The sequence below is a fragment of the Micromonospora sp. URMC 106 genome (genome assembly GCF_051386395.1).
Lineage (GTDB): Bacteria > Actinomycetota > Actinomycetes > Mycobacteriales > Micromonosporaceae > Micromonospora.
Map to the genome: position 1 here is coordinate 1 of NZ_JBPQTP010000172.1, position 8,968 is coordinate 8,968.

The following is an 8,968-nucleotide window of genomic DNA, read 5'->3' on the forward strand; positions in this document are numbered from 1 at the left end:
CGAGCACCCCCGAGCACCCCTGAACGCCGCCGAGCATCCCGAGCGCCCCACACGCCCCCGGGGGCGTGACCCCGCCGGCACGAGCCGGTCCGCTGGCCGACCGGCGGACCGGCCGGCCGGCGGACGGACCGACCTGCGGACCTGCGGACCTGCGGACCGACGGACCGGCGGACCGGCCGATTGGCGGGCCTCAGGCCAGTCCGGCCCGGCGCAGCGCGTCGGCCATGGCGTCGTTGGTCGGCGCCGGCCCCGCTCCGCCACGGCCCTGCCGCGCCGCCCCGCCCCGACCGCCGCCGTGCCCGGGCTGACCGCCCTGGCCACCGCGCCCGCCGCCCTGGGCACCCCGGCTGCCGCGCCCGCCGCCCTGCCCCGGCTGACCGCTCTGACCGCGTCCGCCGCCGGGGCCGCCCTGACCGCCCCGCGACGCGCCCCGGTCACCGCGTACTCCGCCCTGCCCGCCGCGCCCGGCGCCCGTCTCCGCGTCGTCCTCGAGCCGGAGGGTGAGCGAGATCCGCTTGCGGGGCACGTCGACGTCGAGCACCTTGACCCGGACCACGTCGCCGGACTTGACCACCTCGCGCGGGTCCTTGACGAACGTCCGGGACATGGCCGAGACGTGCACCAGACCGTCCTGGTGCACCCCGACGTCCACGAACGCGCCGAACGCGGCCACGTTGGTGACCACGCCCTCCAGCACCATGCCCGGGGTCAGGTCGCTGATCTTCTCCACGCCCTCGGCGAAGGTGGCGGTGCGGAACTCCGGACGCGGGTCCCGCCCGGGCTTCTCCAGCTCGGCGAGGATGTCGGTGACGGTGGGCAGGCCGAAGGTGTCGTCGACGAAGTCGGTGGCCCGCAGCCCGCGCAGGATGGTGCTCCTGCCGATCAACGAGCGCAGGTCCTGCCCGGTGCTGGCCAGGATCCGGCGCACGACCGGGTACGCCTCCGGGTGCACGCTGGAGGAGTCCAACGGGTCGTCGCCGCCGGGGATGCGCAGGAAGCCGGCGCACTGCTCGAACGCCTTCGGGCCGAGGCGGGGGACCTTCCTCAGCTCGGCCCGGGTGCGGAACGGCCCGTTGGCGTCGCGGTGCAGCACGATGTTCTCCGCCAGCCCGGCGCCGATGCCCGACACCCGGGTCAGCAGCGGTGCGGAGGCGGTGTTGACGTCGACCCCGACCGCGTTGACGCAGTCCTCGACCACCGCGTCCAGCGACCGGGAGAGCTTCACCTCCGACAGGTCGTGCTGGTACTGGCCGACCCCGATCGAACGTGGGTCGATCTTGACCAGCTCGGCGAGCGGGTCCTGGAGGCGACGCGCGATGGAGACCGCGCCGCGTAGCGAGACGTCCAGCCCGGGCAGCTCCTGGGCGGCGTACGCGGAGGCGGAGTAGACCGACGCGCCGGCCTCGGAGACCACCACCTTGGTGAGGTTGAGCTGCGGGTGCCGCTTGATCAGCTCGCCGGCCAGCTTGTCGGTCTCCCGGCTGGCGGTGCCGTTGCCGATGGCGACCAGCTCGACGCCGTGCGCGCCGGCGAGCCGGGCGAGGGTCTCGATCGAGGCGTCCCACTGCCGGCGCGGCTCGTGCGGGTAGATCGTGTCGGTGGCGACCACCTTGCCGGTGGCGTCGACCACGGCCACCTTCACCCCGGTGCGCAGGCCCGGGTCCAGCCCCATCGTGGGCCGGGTGCCGGCCGGCGCGGCGAGCAGCAGGTCCCGCAGGTTGGTGGCGAAGACCCGCACCGCCTCCTCCTCGGCCGCCTGCCACAGCCGCATCCGCAGGTCGGCGCCGAGGTGGATGAGGATCCGCGTGCGCCACGCCCAGCGCACCGTGTCGGCCAGCCACCGGTCCGCCGGCCGGCCCTTGTCGGTGATGCCGAACCGCCCGGCGATCGCCGCCTCGTAGCGGCTCGGCCCGGTCGGCACCGCGTCGGCCTCGCCGGCCTCCTCGGGCTCCATGGTCAGGTCGAGCACGCCCTCCTTCTCACCCCGGAACATGGCCAGGATCCGGTGCGAGGGCAGCTTCGGGTACGGCTCGGCGAAGTCGAAGTAGTCGGCGAACTTCGCGCCGGCCGACTCCTGCCCGTCGCGTACGCGGGAGACGAGCCGGCCCCGCGACCACATCTGCTCGCGCAGCGTGCCGATCAGGTCGGCGTCCTCGGCGAACCGCTCGATGAGGATGGCCCGGGCGCCCTCCAGTGCGGCGGCGGGGTCGGCGACGCCCTTGTCCGCGTCGACGTAGCCGGCGGCGACCTCCCGGGGGTCCTGCGACGGGTCGGCCAGCAGCGACTCGGCGAGCGGCTCCAGCCCCGCCTCGCGGGCGATCTGCGCCCGGGTCCGGCGCTTGGGCTTGTAGGGCAGGTAGATGTCCTCCAGGCGGGACTTCGAGTCGGCCGCCATGATCTGCGCTTCCAGGGCCTCGTCGAGCTTGCCCTGGCCGCGGATCGACTCCAGCACCGCCGCGCGCCGCTCGTCCAGCTCGCGCAGGTAGCGCAGCCGCTCCTCCAGGGTGCGCAGCTGGGTGTCGTCGAGCAGGCCGGTGGCCTCCTTGCGGTACCGGGCGATGAACGGCACGGTGGCGCCGCCGTCGAGCAGCTCCACGGCCGCCCGTACCTGACGCTCGGCGACGCCGAGCTCCTCGGCGATCCGCTGATGAACAGAGAGGGTCACGATCTCGATCCGCCTTCGGTGTGGGTTCCGCTGTGCATTGTGCCGGCCCGGACCGACGGCCGTCGCCGCCCCCGCCCCGGCGTGCCGGCGGTGACCCTCGGCGTGCCGGCACGCGCTGCGCTAGCGTGGCGATCATGGAATTTCCCGCGGACCCGCGGGCCCGGCGGCTCTTCGGCGGCAGCGCCCGGGCCCTCGGCGACCTCGCCGCCAGCCCCTTCCGGGCCGACCGGGACCGGATCGTGGCCTCGCCGTTCTTCGCCCGGCTGAACGGCGTGACCCAGGTGGTCAGCCCCGGCGGCTCCGGCCTGCTGGTGCACAACCGGCTGACCCACAGCCTCAAGGTCGCCCAGGTGGCCCGGGCGATCGCCGAGCGGCTCACCGCCGACGGCGAGCACCGGGACCTGCTGGAGAAGCTGGGCGGCTGCGACCCGGACGTGGTGGAGGCCGCCGCCCTCGCGCACGACCTCGGCCACCCGCCGTTCGGGCACCTGGGGGAGCGGGTGCTGGACCGGCTGGCCCGGCAGCGGCTCGGGCTCACCGACGGCTTCGAGGGCAACGCCCAGTCGTACCGGATCGTCACCAGCACCGAGATCCGCGGCGCGGCGACCACCGGCCTCGACCTCACGGCGGCGGTACGGGCAGCCATGCTGAAGTACCCGTGGACGCGGCTGGACCACCCGGACCCGCACCCCCGGCTGATGGACCCGCCGCCGCGCGGCGCCAGCCCACCGCCGGACGACCCGGGCAGCGGCTCGTCGAAGTTCGGGGCGTACCGGACGGAGGTCGACGACCTGCGGCAGGCCCGGGAGCCGTTCGTCGGCCGGATCCCGGACTGGCAGCAGACCGTCGAGGCGTCGGTGATGGACACGGCCGACGACGTCGCGTACGCGATCCACGACGTGGAGGACTTCTACCGGGTCGGGGTGCTCCAGCAGGGCGCGGTGGCCGCCGAGCTGATGGCCTGGCAGCGGGAGAGCGGGCACTTCCGGGCCATCACCGACGCGGCGCTGGCCGCGGCGGCCCGCCGGCCCGGCTCGGCGATCGAGCGGCTGCGCCGGCAACTGCACCGCAAGGACGCCTGGATCGCCGACGACGACGCGTTCGCCGCCGCTGTCGAGCACGTCCGCGAGGAGTTGGTGGAGGGGCTGCTGGCGATGCCCTTCGACGGCTCCATCGAGGCGGAGCAGTACGTGGCCCGTTTCTCCGCACGCTGGACCACCCGCTTCGTCGACGCGATCACGGTGGTCGAGCAGCCGTCGGTCCGCTCCGGCCACGTGCAGCTCGCCCCGGCGCAGTGGCACGAGGTGCAGGTGCTCAAGTTCGTCCACCACCGGTTCGTGCTGGCCCGGCCGGACCTGGCCCTGCACCAGCGCGGGCAGGCCCGCCTGCTGGGCACCCTGGTGGAGGCGCTGCTGGACTGGTTGCTCGACCCCGAGGAGGAGTCCCGGCTGCCGCGCCGGCTGCACGACCTGGTGGAGCTGGCCGAGGCGGAGCTGCACCCGCGTACGCCGGACCGGATCGGCAGGGCCCGCGGGCGGGCGATCGTCGACTTCGTCGCCCAGCTCACCGACGGCCAGGCGGTCGCCATGCTCGACTCCCTGTCGGGCCGCTCCGGCGCGCTCTGGACCGACGCCTTCGTCCTCTGAAGGGCGCCGCCAGCCGGAGCGGCAGCACGCCCGCGCGGGTCAGGCGACCGCCTGCCACCAGCCGTCGACGGCCGGCGGGTCGTCCACCGTCACCCGCTCGCCGGGGCGGGGCACGGCCAGCCGTACATCCCGGGCCTTCGCCTCGGCCCAGATCCGGTCCACCGGCTCGGACCAGTCGTGCAGGGCCAGGTTGAACGTCGCCCAGTGCACCGGTAGGAGCAGCCCGCCGCGCAGGTCGAGGTGGGCGGCGACGGCCTCCTCGGGGAACATGTGGATGCTCGGCCAGGCCCGGTCGTACGCGCCGATCTGCATCAGCGTGACGTCGAACGGCCCGTACCGCTCGCCGATCTCGGCGTAGCCGTCGAAGTAGCCGGAGTCGCCGGTGTAGAAGACCTTCCGGTGCGCGCCGGCGACCACCCAGGAGCTCCAGAGGGTGCCGTCGCGGCGCAGCCCCCGGCCGGAGAAGTGCTGGGCGGCGGTGGCGGTGATCTCCAGCCCGGCCACCCGGTGGCTCTCCGACCAGTCCAGCTCGACGATCCGTGCCGCCGGCACGCCCCACCGGTCCAGGTGCGCGCCCACCCCGAGCGGCACCAGGAACGGCGCCGACTGCAGGGCGGTCAGCGCCTGGACGGTCGCCATGTCGAGGTGGTCGTAGTGGTCGTGCGAGATGAGGATCGCGTCGACCGGGGGCAGCTCGTCGAGGCGGACGGGCGGTTCGTGCAGGCGGCGCGGGCCGACCAGCGTCGACGGGGAGCACCGCTCGCTCCACACCGGGTCGAGCAGCACCTTGCCGCCCTCGATCTCGATCAGCGCGGAGGCGTGGCCGTACCAGACGACGTTCAGCTCGCGCGCGGCGTCGGCGGCCGGGGCGGCGGCGCCCGGTCGCAGCAGCGGCACGGGCGCGCTGGGGCGGCGCTTTTGCTTGCCGAAGATCAGCTCGCGGATCAGGTTGCGGTCGGGGGCGCCGGCCATCGAGCGGGTGCCGCCCGGGTTGCGGAAGGCGCCGTCGCGGAACTGTGGCGAGCGCGCCGCCCGCTCCGCCCGCGCGCCGGTGAGCCGGCCGCCGAGCGCAGCCGGCACGTCCCGGGCCACCCACGCCAGGCCGGCCAGCGCGGCCAGCCCCGCCGCCCCGCGCAGCCGGCGCCCGAGCGCCCCGTCGACTCCCGTGCGTTCCGCTGGTGCGCCCATCGCCGTCCCTCCGCCGTGTCCCGTCGTACACGGTAGCCCGGCCTCCGGCGGGGCTGCCGGCGGTCGGGTGGCCCCGGCCCGACGCTCGGGGCCACCCGCGCCGGGATCTGCGCCACCGCGCCGCGCGGGCCGCGATGGCGCAGGTCCGCGTCGCTCAGCCGCCGTTGCTGGGCCGCTGCACCGCCGGCCGGTGGGTGACGCCGGTGCCGGTGAGGCGGTCGACCGCGGCGAGGAAGCGCCGGCCCATCCGGGCCCGGGCCTCGACCGCCGGGTGGGTGGCGCCGTAGTCGTCGGCACCGGCCTGGCCGTCGGCGAAGAGGGCGTACGTCAGCACGGGCGCGCCCGCCGCGTCGAAGATCACCCCGGCCTCGTGGCGGGCGTCGGCGAACCAGCCGGCCTTCGTGGCGATCCTGGCCCGCTCGGTTGAGGACATGACGCGCCGGATGCCGTCGGTGTACGCGACGGGGGCGCGCAGCTGCCGCAGCACGAACGCCGTGGCGGCCGGCGAGAGCAGCGTGCCGCCCACCAGCGCGCGCAGCAGGTCGTGCGTCTCGCGGGGCGTGCTGGTGCCGAGGAAGAACCGGTTCGGGTTGGCCACCGGCTGCACCTGCGTGTTCGGGAAGCCCTTGTCCCGCAGGATCTGGTTGAGCTCGGCGGCGGGGCAGACCAGGCCGCACAGCCGCACCGCCGTGTCGTCGGAGACGGTCAGCAGGTTGGCCAGCACGTGGCCGAGCGTCACGAAGCTCGGGTACGCCCCGTCGAGGCTGAACATGCCGTCCCCGCCGGGCACCACGATCGCGGCGGTGACCTCGACCCGCTGGTCGAGCGTCAGCAGCCCCCGGTCGACCTTGTCCAGCACGGCCGCCGCCACCGCGATCTTGTTGACGCTGTAGGCCTCGATCCGCCGGTCCGGCTCGTCGGCCACCGCCACCACCGGCTCGCCGGCCGGGTCCGCGACGCTGACGTACGCCTGCCAGTTGCCGCCGGCCTCCTCGACCTGCCGGGCGTAGCTGGCGGCGACCCGGCGGGCCGCCTGCGCGGGGGTGGCCGGTGCGGTCTCGTCGCCGGCGGACGCCGGGGCGGCGGCGCCGAGCACCGTGCCGGCCGTGGCCACCGTGCCGAGTCCCAGCGCGGTCCTGCGGTTCACCCGGATGGTCAATCGTCTCTCCCGTCGTGGTGGGCCGGAATGTCTCCCGGCCGACCACCCTAGGCGAAATGAACCATCTCGGTGACCCGCGAAATCGGTCATCGCAGCCGTTTTCGCGCCGCCGCGAGGACGGGTCCGGGGAGACTACCGACGGCCCGGACCACCCGGCCCAGGTCGGGCAGCCAACCGCCGCGCACTGCCGCGCTGGCCGGGTCCGGCGCGAACACCACCCCGTCGTGCGGCGCGACCGGGCGGTCGGTCAGCCCGGCCAGCCGCATCAACGGCCCGACGAGTGCGTCGTAGACGCCGGGCAGGGCGGTGAAGCCGACGCGCATGACCACGTTGGCCCGGCCCACCGACACCTCCCGGCGGGGTCGCTCCGCGCAGTCCACGACGGCCCGCGCCACCCGCTCCGGCGTGGTGGTGGGCAGCGGCGGTCGGCCGGTGCGCCCCAGGTAGTTCGCGGCCCGCTGATAGACCGGGGTGTCCACGCTGCCCGGGTTGACGATGCAGACGCGTACGCCCGGCGTCTCCCGGGCCTCCTGCTGCAACACCCGGGTCAGCCCCTGCAACCCCCACTTGCTCGCCACGTAGGCGCTCAGGTAGGGCGCGGTGATGTGTCCGAGCACCGATCCGGTCAGGATCAGCGTGCCGCCGCCGGCCGTCCGGAAGCGCTCCAGCGCCGCCCGGGCCACCGCGGCGGCGGCCAGCAGGTCGGTGCGTACGACCTGCTCGAAGACCCGCTGCGGGGTCTCCTCGAACCGGCCGTAGACCATCACCGCCGCCGTGTGCACCCAGACGTCGATCCCGCCGAACCGGCCGACGGCCGCGTCGGCGAGCGCCGCCGGCGCGCCGTCGGTGGTGACGTCGACGGGCACGTCCAGCACCTGCGCGCCCGCGGCCCGGCACTCGTCGCGGACCTCGGCGAGGGTGCCGGCGGAGCGCGCCGCGAGCACGAGCCGGTCCCCGCGCTCCGCGAACGCCCGGGCGGCCGCCCGGCCGATGCCGCTGGTCGCACCGGTGATCACCACCGTCCGGCTCACGGCGCGAGCACGACCTTGACGCAGCCGTCCTCCTTCTTCTGGAACATCTCGTACGCCTGCGGCGCCTGCGCCAGCGGCACCCGGTGGGTGCGCAGGTCCGCCACGCCGAGCGGGTCGTCGTCGCCGGAGAGCAGCGGGATGATCTCGTCGGTCCAGCGGCGCACGTGGCACTGGCCCATCCGCAGCTGGATGCCCCGGTCGAACATCTCCATCAGGGGCATGGGGTCGACCTCGCCGCCGTACACGCCGGAGATCGAGACGGTGCCGCCGCGCCGGACGGCCTTGAGCGCGGCCTTGAGCACGACGAGCCGGTCGACGCCGACCTTGTCGGTCATGGTCTGGGCGAGCTTGTCGGGCAGCAGCCCGGCGGCGGTCTGGGCGAGCTTGCCGAGGGGTGCGCCGTGCGCCTCCATGCCGACCGCGTCGATCACCGCGTCGGGGCCGCGCCCGTCGACCAGGTCGATGAGTGCGTCCGGCACGTTGTCCAGCTTGCTGACGTCGAGCACCTCGATGCCGTGCCGGCGGGCCATCGCCAACCGCTCCGGGACCAGGTCCAGCCCGATCACGCGGTCGGCGCCGAGGTGGCGGCCGATGCGGGCGCAGAACTGGCCGACCGGCCCCAGCCCGAAGACGGCGAGGGTGCCGCCGCGCGGCGTGTCGGCGTACCTCACCGCCTGCCACGCCGTCGGCAGGATGTCCGACAGGTAGAGCCAGCGCTCGTCGGGGCCGGTGTCGGGCACCTTGATCGGGCCGAACTGGGCGTGCGGCACGCGCAGGTACTCGGCCTGCCCGCCGGGGACGGAGCCGTACAGCGAGGTGTAGCCGAACAGCGCGGCGCCCTTGCCCTGGGAGGTGACCTGGGTGGTCTCGCACTGGGCGTAGAGCTGTCGCTCGCACATCCAGCAGGTGCCGCAGGAGATGTTGAACGGCACGACGACGCGGTCGCCCGGCTTGAGCCGGGTCACCCCCGGACCGACCTCCTCGACGACGCCCATCGGCTCGTGCCCGAGGATGTCGCCGGGCTTGAGGAACGGCCCGAGCACCTCGTAGAGATGCAGGTCGGAGCCGCAGATCGCGGTCGACGTGATCCGGACGATCGCGTCGGTCGGCTCCTCGATACGCGGATCGGGCACCTCCTCCACCCGTACGTCCCGCTTGCCCTGCCAGGTCAGTGCCTTCATGTCCCGTCGTCCCTCCTCGTGCCGTCTCGGGAGGGCTACCCGCCTCTGCCGAGTTGAACCGGTTCCGGCCGCGAGCGCCGGGGTGGCATGACGAGGGC

6 protein-coding genes are annotated in these 8,968 nt (G+C 74.9%); 1 reads left to right on the top strand and 5 read right to left on the bottom strand.

Translation table 11 applies throughout. The features are described 5' to 3' along the window. Positions 1-190: 190 nt before the first annotated feature. The gene (locus ACSNOB_RS30625) at positions 191-2,665 is read right to left on the bottom strand and encodes a Tex family protein (RefSeq protein ID WP_436690768.1); all 2,475 of its coding nucleotides are present in this window, start codon (positions 2,663-2,665) and stop codon (positions 191-193) included. A 134-nt stretch (positions 2,666-2,799) separates the two neighbouring features. Between ACSNOB_RS30625 and ACSNOB_RS30630 the strand changes: the two genes are divergently transcribed. Then, positions 2,800-4,311, top strand: coding sequence for a deoxyguanosinetriphosphate triphosphohydrolase family protein (locus tag ACSNOB_RS30630; RefSeq protein WP_436690770.1), 1,512 nt, complete (start codon positions 2,800-2,802; stop codon positions 4,309-4,311). Positions 4,312-4,350: 39 nt separating this feature from the next. Here ACSNOB_RS30630 and ACSNOB_RS30635 read toward each other — a convergent pair whose 3' ends face one another. The 4 genes from ACSNOB_RS30635 to ACSNOB_RS30650 form a co-directional block, all read right to left on the bottom strand. Next, a complete protein-coding gene (locus tag ACSNOB_RS30635) occupies positions 4,351-5,499 on the bottom strand; it encodes an MBL fold metallo-hydrolase (protein WP_436690772.1) in 1,149 nt (382 codons plus the stop codon). A gap of 154 nt (positions 5,500-5,653) precedes the next feature. Continuing rightward, positions 5,654-6,658 carry a serine hydrolase gene (locus ACSNOB_RS30640; protein WP_436690774.1) on the bottom strand — a complete coding sequence of 335 codons (1,005 nt, stop codon included), beginning with the start codon at positions 6,656-6,658 and terminating at the stop codon, positions 5,654-5,656. Between the two features lie 86 nt (positions 6,659-6,744). Next, positions 6,745-7,689 carry an SDR family NAD(P)-dependent oxidoreductase gene (locus ACSNOB_RS30645; protein ID WP_436690776.1) on the bottom strand — a complete coding sequence of 315 codons (945 nt, stop codon included), beginning with the start codon at positions 7,687-7,689 and terminating at the stop codon, positions 6,745-6,747. Further along, entirely contained in the window at positions 7,686-8,870 is a 1,185-nt protein-coding gene (locus ACSNOB_RS30650) for a zinc-dependent alcohol dehydrogenase (protein WP_436690778.1), read from the bottom strand. The genes ACSNOB_RS30645 and ACSNOB_RS30650 overlap by 4 nt, the downstream gene beginning before the upstream one ends. Positions 8,871-8,968: the final 98 nt, after the last annotated feature.